This is a genomic window from Klebsiella sp. JB_Kp031 (genome assembly GCF_040064295.1).
Lineage (GTDB): Bacteria > Pseudomonadota > Gammaproteobacteria > Enterobacterales > Enterobacteriaceae > Klebsiella > Klebsiella quasipneumoniae.
This window is the reverse complement of the sequence record NZ_JBEAJW010000039.1, coordinates 163,167-176,371: the sequence shown is the minus strand read 5'-3', so window position 1 is coordinate 176,371 and position 13,205 is coordinate 163,167. Positions and strand designations below refer to the sequence as shown.

11 protein-coding genes and 1 riboswitch are annotated in these 13,205 nt (G+C 58.7%); of the genes, 5 read left to right on the top strand and 6 right to left on the bottom strand.

The window, feature by feature from the left end; genetic code table 11:
* Window positions 1-9 precede the first annotated feature (9 nt).
* Window positions 10-1,719, bottom strand: a complete 1,710-nt coding sequence (gene araB / locus ABLV64_RS19365; protein WP_017901200.1) for a ribulokinase — start codon at window positions 1,717-1,719, stop codon at window positions 10-12.
* 337 nt (window positions 1,720-2,056) lie between these two features.
* Here araB and araC point away from each other — a divergent pair, with 337 nt between their 5' ends.
* The gene (gene araC / locus ABLV64_RS19360) at window positions 2,057-2,902 is read left to right on the top strand and encodes an arabinose operon transcriptional regulator AraC (RefSeq protein WP_004204301.1); all 846 of its coding nucleotides are present in this window, start codon (window positions 2,057-2,059) and stop codon (window positions 2,900-2,902) included.
* 128 nt (window positions 2,903-3,030) lie between these two features.
* Complete coding sequence (locus tag ABLV64_RS19355) at window positions 3,031-3,798, top strand: DedA family protein (protein WP_004204302.1); 768 nt, start codon at window positions 3,031-3,033, stop codon at window positions 3,796-3,798.
* Here ABLV64_RS19355 and thiQ read toward each other — a convergent pair.
* The 4 genes from thiQ to sgrR all read right to left on the bottom strand — a co-directional run bounded on the left by thiQ (window position 3,785) and on the right by sgrR (window position 8,983).
* Window positions 3,785-4,486, bottom strand: coding sequence for a thiamine ABC transporter ATP-binding protein ThiQ (thiQ, locus tag ABLV64_RS19350; RefSeq protein ID WP_348842999.1), 702 nt, complete (start codon window positions 4,484-4,486; stop codon window positions 3,785-3,787). The genes ABLV64_RS19355 and thiQ overlap by 14 nt on opposite strands.
* Window positions 4,470-6,080, bottom strand: coding sequence for a thiamine/thiamine pyrophosphate ABC transporter permease ThiP (gene thiP / locus ABLV64_RS19345; protein ID WP_004204304.1), 1,611 nt, complete (start codon window positions 6,078-6,080; stop codon window positions 4,470-4,472). Before thiP ends, thiQ begins: the two co-directional genes overlap by 17 nt.
* Window positions 6,056-7,039: a thiamine ABC transporter substrate binding subunit gene (gene thiB, locus ABLV64_RS19340; protein ID WP_135712174.1), complete on the bottom strand. Its 984-nt coding sequence runs from the start codon at window positions 7,037-7,039 to the stop codon at window positions 6,056-6,058. Before thiB ends, thiP begins: the two co-directional genes overlap by 25 nt.
* Window positions 7,040-7,071: 32 nt before the next feature.
* Window positions 7,072-7,291: riboswitch (TPP riboswitch) on the bottom strand.
* A gap of 36 nt (window positions 7,292-7,327) precedes the next feature.
* Entirely contained in the window at window positions 7,328-8,983 is a 1,656-nt protein-coding gene (sgrR, locus tag ABLV64_RS19335) for an HTH-type transcriptional regulator SgrR (protein WP_004204307.1), read from the bottom strand.
* An 87-nt stretch (window positions 8,984-9,070) separates the two neighbouring features.
* Here sgrR and sgrT point away from each other — a divergent pair, with 87 nt between their 5' ends.
* Window positions 9,071-9,223, top strand: a complete 153-nt coding sequence (sgrT, locus tag ABLV64_RS19330) for a glucose uptake inhibitor SgrT (protein ID WP_004204309.1) — start codon at window positions 9,071-9,073, stop codon at window positions 9,221-9,223.
* A 286-nt stretch (window positions 9,224-9,509) separates the two neighbouring features.
* Complete coding sequence (locus ABLV64_RS19325) at window positions 9,510-10,694, top strand: sugar efflux transporter (RefSeq protein ID WP_023319717.1); 1,185 nt, start codon at window positions 9,510-9,512, stop codon at window positions 10,692-10,694.
* A 44-nt stretch (window positions 10,695-10,738) separates the two neighbouring features.
* Here ABLV64_RS19325 and ABLV64_RS19320 read toward each other — a convergent pair whose 3' ends face one another.
* A complete protein-coding gene (locus tag ABLV64_RS19320; protein ID WP_004204313.1) occupies window positions 10,739-12,049 on the bottom strand; it encodes an MFS transporter in 1,311 nt (436 codons plus the stop codon).
* Between the two features lie 231 nt (window positions 12,050-12,280).
* On the opposite strand from ABLV64_RS19320, the gene ABLV64_RS19315 reads away from it, so the two are divergent.
* Complete coding sequence (locus ABLV64_RS19315; RefSeq protein ID WP_004204315.1) at window positions 12,281-13,177, top strand: LysR family transcriptional regulator; 897 nt, start codon at window positions 12,281-12,283, stop codon at window positions 13,175-13,177.
* Window positions 13,178-13,205: the final 28 nt, after the last annotated feature.

Below are 13,205 nucleotides of genomic sequence, written 5' to 3'. Positions count from 1 at the left end.
TTCGTATCCTTAATGGGTGAGCGCTGCCTGAGATTGCGGGGCTTTTTCCGCCTTTGCAGCCGAAGGGAGATAGTGTTGTTCGGCGCTGACCGACCACTGTTGGTAGCGCTGATAGAGTTGTTCGAAACGCTGTGCCTGCGCCGGGCGCGGCTGCAGGGTGGTTTCCACCTGGCTTGCCATCCGCTGCTGGGCGGCTGGAATATCCTCATAGACGCCGGCGGCGACGGCGGCGAAGATAGCCGCCCCCAGCGCGCAGCACTGATCGGAGGCGACAATCTGCAGCGGACGGTTCAGCACGTCGCAGCAGGCCTGCATGATGACCTGGTTTTTCCGCGCGATACCGCCAAGCGCCATGACGTTGTTAACCGGGATCCCCTGCTCGGTGAAGCACTCCATAATGGCGCGGGCGCCGAAGGCGGTGGCGGCGATCAGACCGCCGAACAGCGCCGGCGCGTCGGTGGCCAGGTTAAGGTCGGTGATCACCCCTTTCAGGCGCTGGTTGGCATTCGGCGTGCGACGGCCGTTGAACCAGTCAAGCACCACCGGCAGATGCTCCAGCGATGGATTGTTGGCCCAGGCTTCGGTGAGCGCCGGCAGTAACTGTTTTTGGCTGGCTTTGATTTGCTCCCGCAACGCTGGCTGCTGCTGGGCTAGCTGCTCCAGCGGCCAGCCGAGAATGCGACCAAACCAGGCGTAAATATCGCCGAAGGCGGACTGGCCTGCCTCCATACCGATAAAGTGCGGGACCACGCTGCCGTCGACCTGGCCGCAGATGCCTTTGACCGTGCGGTCGCCGACGCTCTCTTTATCGGCAATCAGAATGTCGCAGGTGGAGGTGCCGATGACTTTCACCAGCGCGTTAGGTTGCGCGCCGGCGCCCACGGCGCCCATATGGCAGTCGAAGGCGCCGCCGGAGATGGCCACGGTCTGCGACAGGCCCAGGCGCTGGGCCCACTCTGCGCTCAGCGTGCCGACCGGCACATCGGCCGTCCAGGTATCGGTGAACAGCGGCCAGGCCAGATGCTGGTTAATGATGGGATCAAGCTCATCGAAGAAGCTGGCCGGCGGCAGACCGCCCCAGCTCTCATGCCACAGCGATTTATGCCCGGCGCTGCAGCGGCCGCGGCGCAGATCCTGCGGACGGGTGGTGCCGGAGAGCAGGGCGGGTACCCAGTCGCAAAGCTCCACCCACGAGGCGGCTGCCTGGGCGACGGCGCTATCTTCCCGGGTGACGTGGAGGATTTTGGCCCAGAACCATTCGCTGGAGTAAATCCCGCCAATATAGCGCGAGTAATCCTCTTTGCCCGGCTGGTGGCACAGGCGGGTGATCGCCTCGGCTTCCTCGACCGCGGTGTGATCCTTCCACAGGACAAACATGGCGTTAGGGTTGTCAGCGAATTCTTCGCGCAGCGCCAGCACGTTGCCCTCGGCATCAACGGGTGCCGGGGTTGAGCCGGTGCTGTCGACGCCAATGCCCACGACGTCGGCGCGCTGTTCGGCGCTCAGGGAGGCAAGTACGCTTTTCAGCGCCGCTTCCATGGACTCGATGTAATCTCGCGGGTGGTGGCGGAACCGGTTGTTAGCGCCATCGCAATACTGTCCTTCCCGCCAGCGTGGATACCACTCCACGCTTGCCGCCAGTTCTGCGCCGGAGGCGCATTCCACCGCCAGGGCGCGGACTGAGTCACTACCAAAGTCGAGGCCAATCGCAATTGCCATCTTGTTACTCCATGCAGAAATCATTCATGCAGCAACAGTAGATATCCCCGGCAAAATCCGTCAGGCCGGATTCGCTAATCTTATGGATTATTTTGCTGTCACCTCGCAAAGTGTGACGCCGTGCAAATATTCGATGTGGACTTTCCTGCCGTATTTATAGACACTTTTGTTACCCGGCATATCACGGTGGAATGCACGCCGCTGGCGCTTTTTTCGCTTGCTGTGCGGCTTTTTAGCGAAATTCCCACTGCCGTCGCAGTCGTGACAGGGCCGAGAGCGATAAAATGATGAATATGGACAATTGGTGTCACTAATACCTTCGGGGAGAACCACGCGTATGGCCGAAACGCAAAACGATCCGCTGCTGCCGGGCTACTCTTTTAACGCTCATCTGGTCACCGGCCTGACGCCGATTGAGGCGCAGGGATACCTGGATTTCTTTATCGACCGCCCGCTGGGTATGAAAGGCTATATCCTCAACCTGACGATCCGCGGCGAGGGGGTGATCAACAACCACGGCGAGCAGTTTGTCTGCCGGCCGGGCGATATGCTGCTGTTCCCGCCGGGGGAGATCCATCACTATGGCCGCCATCCCGACGCCAGCGAGTGGTATCACCAGTGGGTCTACTTCCGCCCGCGCGCCTACTGGCACGAGTGGCTCAACTGGCCGACGATCTTCGCCCAGACCGGCTTTTTCCGTCCGGACGAGCAGTGGCAGGCGCGCTTTGGCGAGCTGTTCGGCCAGATAGTCGATGCCGGACAGGGGGCGGGGCGCTATTCCGAACTGCTGGCGATTAATCTGCTGGAACAGCTCCTGCTGCGGCGGATGGAGGCGATCAACGAATCGCTGCATCCGCCGCTGGATAACCGGGTGCGCGACGCCTGCCAGTACATCAGCGACCATCTGGCGGACAGCCATTTTGATATCGCCAGCGTCGCCCAGCACGTCTGCCTGTCGCCCTCGCGTCTGTCGCACCTGTTCCGCCAGCAGTTAGGGATCAGCGTGCTCGGCTGGCGTGAAGATCAGCGCATCAGCCAGGCCAAACTGTTGCTGAGCACCACGCGGATGCCGATCGCCACCGTCGGGCGCAACGTCGGCTTTGAAGATCAGCTTTATTTTTCCCGCGTATTCAAAAAATGCACCGGCGCCAGCCCGAGCGAATTCCGCGCGGGATGTGAATAAAAAGTAAAGAAAGTGAAATGATGACCCGCTTAAATGTCACAGCCAGTAAACTATTAAGACAATTGTTGGCTTGACGACGGCGCGATGGCTTCGGAGAATCCGGGCTTCGTTTTTTAACCGGGTACATTATGCAAGCATTGCTCGAACACTTTATTACCCAATCCACGGTCTACTCGTTGTTAGCCGTGATGCTGGTGGCCTTTCTCGAGTCGCTGGCGCTGGTGGGGCTTATTTTACCCGGAACGGTGATGATGGCCGGCCTTGGGGCGCTGATTGGCGGCGGTGAGGTTAATTTCTGGCAGGCGTGGCTGGCGGGGATCGTGGGCTGTCTGCTGGGAGACTGGATCTCATTCTGGCTCGGCTGGCGCTTTAAAAAGCCGCTGCACCGCTGGTCGTTCATGAAGAAAAACCGCGCCCTGCTGGAAAAAACCGAGCATGCGCTGCACCAGCACAGCATGATCACCATCCTGATTGGCCGCTTTGTCGGGCCGACGCGTCCGCTGGTGCCGATGGTCGCCGGGATGCTCGACCTGCCGGTGGCCAAATTCGTGCTCCCGAATATTATCGGCTGCCTGCTCTGGCCGCCGCTCTATTTCCTGCCGGGGATTCTCGCCGGCGCGGCGATTGATATTCCGGCCGATGAAAACAGCGCCAGCTTTCAATGGCTGCTGCTGGGGGCGGCGCTGCTGGCCTGGCTGGCGGGGTGGCTGTGCTGGCGGCTGTGGCGGAGCGCGAAAACGTCTGGCGATCGGCTGTCCCGCTGGCTGCCGCGCGGGCGTCTGCTGTGGCTGGCGCCGTGTATGGTCGCGCTGGCGGCAACGGCGTTAACATTTGTCTTCCGCCATCCGCTGATGCCGGTCTATCTGGCGATCCTGCACAAGGTTATCGCGCGCTGATCCCCATCAGATGCGAGGCGCTGCTGCGGCCGCTTAACAGCTCGGCGGTAGCGCCATCCCAGACAATGCGCCCTTCGGCGACCACAATCGAGCGCGGCGCGATGCGCGCGGCATCTTCCACGCTGTGCGAAACCATCAGCAGGGTGAGCTGCTGCTGTTCACAGACATCCGCCACCAGCGCCAGCATCTCCTGACGCAGCGCCGGGTCGAGCGCCGAGAAGGGTTCATCCAGCAGCAGCACCGGCTGCTGGCGCACCAGACAGCGGGCCAGCGCCGCGCGCTGCCGTTGACCGCCGGAGAGCGCTCCCGGCAGGCGGTCAAGCAGGGCATCAATTACCATCTGGGCGGCAATCGCCGTGACTTTATGCTGCTGTTCGCGGCTCAGTTTCAGGCCAGGGTGGATCCCGAGGCTGATATTCTGCCGAATGGTCAGATGGTTAAACAGGTTATTCTCCTGGAACAGCATCGAGACCGGACGCTGCGCCGGCGGCGTCGCGTGATGCGTCTCGCCGTTAATCTGCAGGCTGCCGCTGGCGGGCGGCAGAAAACCGGCGATCAGATTCAGCAGGGTGCTCTTTCCGGCGCCGCTGGGGCCGAGCACCGCGATGCGCTCGCCGCGCGCGACGTCGAGAGTAAAGCGCATCGGCAGATGTTGGTACAGCCAGGTCACATCATTGAGTTTTAGCATCACGCCCCGGAAGTTTTTCAATCAGCGTAAATAGTAAGAAACAGAGCAGCAGCAGAAGCAGAGCGGTGACGGCGCCGTCCTGGCTGCGGTAGGCGCCTATCTGCTGGTAGAGATAGAAAGGCAGGGTGCGGAACGCCTCGTTGCCGAACAGCGCCACCACGCCGAAGTCGCCAATCGACAGCACGCAGGCGAAGGCTAACGCCTGGGCTAGGGGGCGCCGGAGCGCGCGAAGTTCGATGACCCGCAGTCGCGTCAGGCCTTCGATCCCCAGCGACTGGCACAGCATATTGTAGCGGACGGCAATGTCGCGCATCGGGTTTTCCAGCACTTTAAGCGCGTAGGGGATCGCCATCAGAGCGTTGGTAAAGATGACGATGCCGTCGGCGGACTCCGGCAGGCCGATGCTGTTATTGAGCAGTAGAAAGAAGCCGGTAGCCAGCACGATGCCCGGCATGGCAAGGATCAGCATGCCGCTCAGCTCCATCGCCTGCCCGGCCAGCGGCCGCTGGCGGGCGCGCAGCTCTCGACTGCTCCATAGCAGCATCATTGTCAGGGTCACGCTCAACAGCCCGGCGGCGATGGCGATGCGCAGGGAAGTCGTTAATGCCTGCCAGAGGGCGGGCTGCGCCAGCACGTCCAGCATATTGCGGTTGACCCCGTCGACGATGACCGCCAGCAGCGGCGGCAGCAGCAGCAGCAGGGCGGCGCCGATCAGCAACCCATCGCTCAGCCGGCTATGCAGGCGATCGTCAGGGTCACGCCAGCCGCGGACATGGCTGACGCCGATAGCCACCGCTTTACTGAGGCGCTGGCTGAGCAGCACCAGCCCGAGGCAGCAGAGCATCTGAATCAACGCCAGCATTGCCGCTCGCGCCGGATCGTAGTCAAAGCTCAGCGCCTGGTAGATAGCCAGCTCAATCGTGGTGGCCTTCGGGCCGCCGCCCAGTGACAGCACGGTGGCGAAGCTGGCAAAGCAGAGCATAAAAATCAGCGCGGCGACGGCGGGAATGTGCCGGCGCATCCATGGCCATTCGACGAGGCGGAAGAAGGCATAGCCGCGCATGCCAAGCTGGGCGGCAATCTGCCGCTGCTCGCCGGGAATGTTCTCCAGCGCCTGCAGCAGCAGGCGGGTGGCCATCGGCATATTGAAAAAGACGTGCGCCAACAGGATGCCCTGCAGGCCGTAAGGTGAGAAATCCCACTGCCAGCCGAAAGTGTGAAACAGCGAGGCCAGCCAGCCCTGGCGGCCATAGACGCTGAGGATGCCGAACACCGCCACCAGCACCGGCAGGATCAGGGTCATCGCGCACAGACGCAGCAGCAACGTGCGGCCGGGGAAGCGACGCCGATAAAGCGCGCGGGCGAGAAAGATAGCCGGCCCCACCGAGAGCAGCGCTGACAGCGACGCCTGCCAGAAGGAGAAGCGCACCACATGCCAGAGGTAGCTATCGCTGAAGACCGTCCGCCAGCCCGCGCCGGGCGCGCTGAACCACAGCGCCAGAAACGCCGCCAGCGCGACGGCGCAGAGCAGCGTAGCGGCGAACAGGCCCGGCAGCAGCCCGCTCAGGTTTAGCGGCTGACGGCGCGTTGCCATGCGCTAATCCAGGTCTGACGCTCGCTGGCGACCTGCTGCGGGGTAAACGTCAGCGTGGTCTGCGGTTTTACCAGGCTTGCAAAACCGGCCGGCAGCGCGACCTGGGTCACCGGATACATCCAGTTGCCGGTGGGGATGGCGTTCTGGAAGCCAGGAGATACCATGAATTTGAGGAATTTCTCCGCCAGTTCCGGCTGCTTGCTGGCGGCGGTGCGGGCGGCAACTTCGACCTGCAGATAGTGGCCTTCGGCGAAGTTAGCCGCCGCATAGTGGTCTTTTTTCTCTTCAATAATGTGGTAGGCCGGCGAGGTGGTGTAGCTCAAGACCAGGTCGCTTTCCCCTTTCAGGAACAGACCGTAGGCTTCGCTCCAGCCCTTGGTGACGGTAACGGTTTTCGCCGCCAGCTTCTGCCAGGCCTCGGGCGCTTTATCGCCATAGACCTTTTGCATCCACAGCAGCAGCCCCAGCCCCGGGGTGCTGGTGCGCGGATCTTCATAGATGACCCGCCATTTTTGCGGGCTCTCGACCAGCTCTTTCAGGCTCTTCGGCGGGTTGGCCAGTTTGTTTTTGTCATAGACGAAGGCGAAATAGCCGTAATCGTAGGGGACAAAGGTGTCGTTATCCCAGCCGCCCGGCACGCTGACCGCGCTGGCGGGTACGTTGCTTTTGGCAAACAGTTTACTCTGCGCCGCGGCTTCCAGCAGGTTGTTATCAAGGCCCAGCACGACGTCGGCCTTGCTGTTTTTGCCTTCCATGCGCAGGCGATTCAGTAGCGAAACGCCATCTTCCAGCGCGACGAACTTCAGCTCGCAGCCGCAGTCCGCTTCAAACGCTTTTTTGACCGCCGGGCCGGGGCCCCAGTCGGCAGAGAAGGAGTCATAGGTATAGACAGTGAGGACAGGCTTCGCCAGAGCGGGCATGGCGACCAGCGCCAGCAGCGGGAGTAATTTTTTCAACACTTTGCACCTCAGAAAAAAGGGGGGGCAAAGGATTTTGAGTGAGCCTCAAATCCCTTCGCCGGCGTTATCCGGATCAGGTTCGACGGGTATTTTCTCAGCCCATACGCTTCATCCTTCAAGCCGCATCTGCGTTAGCTTCGCGCGTTCACCCCAGTCACATAGTTATCTATGCTCCAGGGGATTCACCCGCTTGCTGCCTTGATGCAACTTGAATGATATTGCGTATGTTTATTAGCACCCCGTTGAGAACGGCCTTAGTGTAATGATTTTGTCAGATGACGGAAAGGCTTACGGCTCCGGCGGCGCAAACCATGCGGATTTAAAATCGAACCAGCCGAGGGTGTTCATCCGCACGCCGCGCATACTGCGCTGGCCCTGAATCATCAGCCAGTGATGGATCAGCGGCACGATATGCTGGCTGGCCAGCAGACGCTGACTCCAGGTGGCCGGATTAAACTCTCCCGCGCGCCAGCGGCTGGCGTCTTCCTGCCAGTCGATGGGGATGCAGCGCTGAATCAGCGGGACTTCGTACAGATAGGCGAATAGCGAGAATTCGATTGGCAAGGTGAAGTTAACGCTGTTGAGCCAGATATCGCTGACTACCTCGCCGCGATGCCAGGCATCGTACTCCAGCTCCTGGATCTCCAGCTTCACCTGATGCGCGGCCAGCAGGTCGCGCATGATCCCGCCGATCACCCGGTGTTCGACGTGATCGCGGTAATAGGTGAGGGTGACCGTCTCCAGCCCCGCCGGCTTGTCGCTGGCGTGATTGCTGGCGTGATGCCAGCGCGGCAGCAGGCCGTAGGCGGGAAACCAGTTGCCCTGGTAGTGTTCGCCCGCGTGGTAGAGCAGGTTCGCGGGCTGGAACAAATAGCTTAACCAGCGGCGCACCGCCTCGTTGGCGCCCAGCGGGCTTCGCGAGTCAAACAGCAGGTAGTAGCACCCCTCTTCCAGACGACTCTCCACCGCCTTTTCGCTTTCGGTATTGCCCTGCAGCGTCAGGCCGCCGTTGGGCTCTTCGCTAATTTCCGGTAGCACCCAGACGTTCACCTCATCGATCAGCGCCCGGTAGCCAAAATAGTCCTCAAAGGCGTGGATCTTGAGCTGGTTCTGATTGTTACGCACCACGGCATACGGGCCGGTGCCGACCGGCATCGAAGAAAAGTGGTTCATGGTCTGCCACTCCTGCGGCAGCACCATCGCTGGCACCTGGCCCAGCAGCCAGGGCAGCCAGCGGTCGGGCTGGCGCAGATGAATATCCAGGGTCCAGGCGGTGGGCGACTCGATGCGTTCGATATGCGAATAGAGCGGCAGGGCATTGCTGCGCTGCAGAGAAGCGATCACATCGCTCATCTCCAGCTCACGGCCATGGTGAAAATGGATGCCTGGCCGGAGGAAAAAGCGCCAGTGGGTGGGCGTCAACTGCTGCCAGTGGTGGGCAATATCAGCTTCCAGTTCCCCATTTTCCTCATTTACCCGCGTCAGCGCGCTGAATATTTGCCGGGCGATATGGGTTTCCGAACGTCGCAGCGCGCTGCCGGGCAGTAAATTCTTCATCGGCCGGTAGTAGAGCACGCGCAGGATGTGCCGCCCCTGGCGGAAGCTGCGCCCGAGATGCGAGACCAGCATCTGACGGACGGCGGCTTTATCGCCGACCAGCTGCACCAGCTGATCGATGCGATCCTGTTCAAGCAGATCTTCGGCACGCTGCTGCTGCAGGGCGAGGCCGGTATAGAGAAAGGTCAGCCGCGAGCGTTTTCCGCGGCCAGCCTCCGCCTTCCAGGTCAGCCAGCCGCGGGACTCCATCATATTGAGCAAGGTGCGCATGTGGCGGCGCGAGCAGCTTAGCATTTCCGCCAGCTCGTTGAGGGTGGTCTCCTGCGACTTGCCGTCGCAGCACTGCCATAGACGGATGAACTGTTGTTGCAGACGGCCGGAAGACATAAAAGGGGAACTCCTGCGCAAAACTCAGCAATTTATTACTCCCCATATTAAGCCAATAATGAATCCCGATGAAGCGAGGAGGTGAATATGATGAGGTCTACCGCAAAATCGTTCTACCAGCGCTACTTTTCTGCGACGCAGGAAGCGTCCTGGCTGGCCCGCCTGATGGCAGGACGACAGCAGGAAATCCTGGGCGAACTGATGCAGTGGGGAGTGACGTCAAAGACCTCTGATCATTGACTTGCAGACATCATGTGTGACTGAGTATTGGTGTTATACTCGTCGTTTTTCAAGCTGCAGGTGCGCGCGCTTGCCCGGGTCTATCGCTGTCGATGCTCCCAGAGCCTATGTTCTGGCCGCGTGAATCGCCCCTACGGGACTCACCCTTTCGGAGCCAGCGTAAGCGCTGCGCAAAACGGTTAACCGTTTGTCCTGCAACGTGAAATCCACAGAGTATAGAATCACCCGCCAGCAGAAAGCCTCTGCTGGCTTTTTTCGTTTACTTCGCGTGTGTTAAGGACATTTCATGCTGTGGTTGATGACGATGGGACGACGGCTAAACGGCGTCTATGCCGCCTTTATGCTGGTTGCTTTTATGATGGGCGTGGCGGGCGCATTGCAGGCGCCGACGTTGAGTTTGTTTCTCAGCCGCGAAGTGGGGGCGCAGCCGTTCTGGGTGGGCCTGTTCTACACCGTGAATGCGATAGCCGGGATCCTGGTGAGCCTGGCGCTGGCCAAGCGCTCCGATAGCCGCGGCGACCGGCGGCGGTTAATTATGTTCTGCTGTCTGATGGCGGTAGGCAATGCGCTGCTGTTTGCCTTCAACCGCCACTATCTGACGCTGATCACCTGTGGGGTGATGCTGGCATCCATCGCTAACGCCGCCATGCCTCAGCTCTTTGCCCTGGCGCGGGAATATGCCGACAGCTCGGCGCGGGAAGTGGTGATGTTCAGCTCGGTCATGCGTGCCCAGCTGTCTCTGGCGTGGGTGATTGGCCCGCCGCTGGCCTTTATGCTGGCGCTCAACTATGGCTTTACCACCATGTTCTCTATTGCGGCGGGCATCTTTGCGATCAGCCTGGCGCTGATTGCGGTCAAACTGCCCTCGGTTCCGCGCGTGGAACAGCCCTCGGAAGAGGCGGAGGCGCTGGCGCAGGCCGGCGGCTGGCAGGACAAGAATGTGCGGATGCTGTTTATCGCCTCCACCCTGATGTGGACCTGCAACACCATGTATATCATTGATATGCCGCTGTGGATCAGCAGCGATCTCGGGCTTCCCGACAGTCTGGCCGGGATCCTGATGGGCACCGCCGCCGGCCTGGAGATTCCGGCGATGATCCTCGCCGGCTACTACGTGAAGCGCTTTGGTAAACGTAAAATGATGGTAGCGGCGGTGGCGGCCGGTGTGCTGTTTTATCTGGGGTTGATCTTGTTTCATGGCCGAACGGCGCTGCTGGCCCTGCAGCTGTTCAACGCCATTTTTATCGGCATAATCGCCGGGATCGGCATGTTGTGGTTCCAGGATTTAATGCCGGGACGCGCGGGGGCGGCGACCACCCTGTTTACCAACAGTATTTCCACTGGCGTGATCCTCGCCGGCGTGATGCAGGGGGCGCTGTCGCAGAGCTATGGCCACGCCAGCGTCTACTGGACGATCGCCGCGATTTCGCTGGTGACGCTGTTTTTAACCAGCAAGGTGAAAGATATCTGACCGTCCTCTTCGCCCCGGCGTGCAATTCGCCGGGGCCGCCGTCTTTACTTCAGTTCGATTCGCTTGATGTCGCCGATGATAAAAATGTAGGCAATCACGCCGATCAGCGCCGTCAGGCCGACGTAGATCAGTGCGTAAAAGAAGTTACCCGTTGCGGAGATAATCACGCCAATTATCAGTGGGGCTATAATCGACGCCATATTAGCGCAGAAATTAAATATCCCGCCGGTCAGGCCTGCCATATTTTCCGGGGCAATATCAGAAATTAACGTCCAGCCCAGACCAACCATTCCCTGACCAAAAAATGCCACTGACATAATAATAATAACGGTGCTGTTGGCGCTCACCCAGTTCGCCGCAATAATACAGCTGGAGAGTAATAATCCGGAAATTATTGGTAACTTCCGACTGATATTGACGGAGCCGGTTCGCTTCAGCAGTCGGTCCGAGATCCAGCCGCCGAAGAGGATGCCGATGGCGGCGGCGAGAAACGGCCAGGTGGCGAAGAAGCCAACGTGCAGCCAGGGAAGATGGCGCTCGTTGGCCAGATAGCTGGGAAACCATGTCAGGAAAAACACCAGCGTGGTGTTGCCGGCAAACTGACCCAGACTGGCGCCGAGGATCTGGCGACAGCCCAGCAGGCGCCTGGCGTCACGCCAGTTAAATGGAACGTTCTGGATTTTATTGTTAATACCGTTTGCGCCGATATAATCCAGCTCCGCTTGATTAGCCGTGCGCGATTCATGGGGTTCGTGATAAAAACGCCACCACACCAAAGTAAATAAAATACCTAATCCTCCGGTGAGGAAAAAAAGCGTTCTCCAGCCGTGATGTTCGAGGATTAAAAATAACAGCGGTGAGAAGGCCGCCAGTCCTATATATTCACCAACCGTATATGTTGCCGTCGCCCGTGCGCGCTCATGCTGCGGGAACCAGGTGCTGACGATGCGGCTGTTGGCCGGGAAGCAGGGCGCTTCACTGACGCCAAGTCCCAGGCGCAGAAGCAGCAGAGATTTAAGCCCGAGGGTGAAACTTTGCAGCAGGGTAAACAGCGACCAGAAGAAAATTGACAGGGCATAGGTCAGTTTGTTGCCGAAGCGGTCTAAAAACATGCCGCCGGGGATCTGCGCCAGGGCATAGGTCCAGGCAAAGGCGGAGAAAATGATGCCCATCATCGCCGGATCGATATGAATTTCCTGGGTTAACTGTGGGGCAACGATACCGAGGATGGTGCGGTCGAGATAATTGATCATCGTTCCGACGGACAACAGCAGTAAAATAACTATCCGAACGCGGCTTCTTTTTTTCGTCCCTGATGAGGAAGTGAGGACTTCCTGAGAGTTTGACATACTCATAGCGAGATCCTTTAAAGTTTAAAATATTTTTGCATATATTTGTATATGCAAAAATATCTCCGGGAACTATAGGTAGTATCTATGAATGGCAACGCTTTGTGGCACATTCATACGCTTCAGAAAATAATATTTGATACACCGCCGATATTTACCCGCTCATGCGCATTATTGGTGGCTTGCATGGTATATTAGCATCAGTGGATTTATTCTTATATTATACGGGCAAAAATAATGAACCTAAAGCAACTTTATTATTTTAAACGTCTGTCTGAAACTGAACATTATACCGAAGCGGCCTCCAGTCTGTGCATCACTCAGCCTTCGCTAAGCCATGCGATATCAGAGCTGGAGAAGGAGTTAGGGGTCGCGCTGTTCGCCAGACAGGGACGGAACGTTAAAATTACGCAAAACGGCAAGCGTTTTCTGCCGTATGTCGAAGATGCCCTGGCCTCACTGGAAAATGGCCGCACAGTTTTGCAAAAAAACGGCGCTGAAAATAAAGAAAACATTCGTATCGCCTTTATTTACACGATGGGCGAATATGTTGTTCCGCAGTTAATTAATAAATATTCTCTTTCACCTGAGTTTCACAATGTGACTTTTTCTTTTACTCAAGGGACCTCGCTGACGCTGTTGCAGGAGCTGAAAGCGGGAAAAGTCGATCTGGCGATCTGCTCTTATATTGCCGATGAGCCAGATATCGATTTTATTCCGGTTATTCAGCAGGAGCTGGTGGTGGTGACCGCCAGGGATCATCCGCTGGCCCGTCTGTATGAACATGAAGTCGACCTCGTGGAGACGATTCATTATCCCTATATCTATTTTTCAGAAAATAGCGGCTTACGTCCGTTTATCGATAATGTATTTATGCAGCAAAAGCTGGTGCCGGAGATTGCCTGCTACGTGGAAGAGGATACCGCGATGGCCGGGCTGGTCAGCATTGACTACGGGATCGCGATCATGCCGCGGATCTCGGCGCTCTCCCATTACAACGTCCATATCCTGAAGATTAAAAACACCCTCCCTCCGCGCTATATCTATCTGGCGACCATGAAAGACCGGGGACTTTCCCCGGCGCTGCAGTCGTTTAAAAATGTGGTCATCCACGACAGCCAGAAGATCTGTTAGCGAATAGCCCGGAGTGGTCCTCCGGGCT

Coding starts and splice junctions, on each gene's coding strand:
- thiP (WP_004204304.1), bottom strand. CDS start 6,080: ATGGCAACGCGCCGTCAGCCGCTAAACCTGAGCGGGCTGCTGCCGGGC.
- ABLV64_RS19325 (WP_023319717.1), top strand. CDS start 9,510: ATGCTGTGGTTGATGACGATGGGACGACGGCTAAACGGCGTCTATGCC.
- ABLV64_RS19315 (WP_004204315.1), top strand. CDS start 12,281: ATGAACCTAAAGCAACTTTATTATTTTAAACGTCTGTCTGAAACTGAA.
- ABLV64_RS19355 (WP_004204302.1), top strand. CDS start 3,031: ATGCAAGCATTGCTCGAACACTTTATTACCCAATCCACGGTCTACTCG.
- sgrT (WP_004204309.1), top strand. CDS start 9,071: ATGATGAGGTCTACCGCAAAATCGTTCTACCAGCGCTACTTTTCTGCG.
- araC (WP_004204301.1), top strand. CDS start 2,057: ATGGCCGAAACGCAAAACGATCCGCTGCTGCCGGGCTACTCTTTTAAC.
- ABLV64_RS19320 (WP_004204313.1), bottom strand. CDS start 12,049: ATGAGTATGTCAAACTCTCAGGAAGTCCTCACTTCCTCATCAGGGACG.
- thiQ (WP_348842999.1), bottom strand. CDS start 4,486: ATGCTAAAACTCAATGATGTGACCTGGCTGTACCAACATCTGCCGATG.
- sgrR (WP_004204307.1), bottom strand. CDS start 8,983: ATGTCTTCCGGCCGTCTGCAACAACAGTTCATCCGTCTATGGCAGTGC.
- araB (WP_017901200.1), bottom strand. CDS start 1,719: ATGGCAATTGCGATTGGCCTCGACTTTGGTAGTGACTCAGTCCGCGCC.